Source organism: Pseudomonas sp. E45-MNA-CIBAN-0222 (assembly GCF_040310405.1).
Classification (GTDB): Bacteria; Pseudomonadota; Gammaproteobacteria; order Pseudomonadales; family Pseudomonadaceae; genus Stutzerimonas; species Stutzerimonas stutzeri_AC.
Genome location: NZ_JBEOPU010000246.1, coordinates 1 through 235, shown reverse-complemented (window position 1 = coordinate 235; position 235 = coordinate 1). Strand labels below are relative to the sequence as shown.

The 235-nt window shown below is 61.3% G+C and carries 1 protein-coding gene; it reads right to left on the bottom strand.

Going from position 1 to position 235, the window contains the following annotated elements:
• Window positions 1-235: thioredoxin family protein (locus AAEZ08_RS23480; RefSeq protein ID WP_500125251.1), on the bottom strand; the 235-nt coding region annotated here is incomplete at both ends.

Here is a 235-nt window from a genome sequence, read left to right as displayed (position 1 = left end):
CCCCCTGGCTACGCAACCAACTCATCAACTGCGGCAACGGAAACGCTCCACTCTGGCGCGCCACTTCGCGGCCGTTCTTGAACAGAATCAAACTGGGAATCGAACGAATCCCCAACTGCGCCGACAGCTGCTGGTTAGCCTCACTGTCCAGTTTTGCCAGCCGGCACTTGCCTTCAAGCTGCCCGGCGGCCTGCTCGAATACCGGCGCAAACGACTTGCACGGCCCGCACCAGTC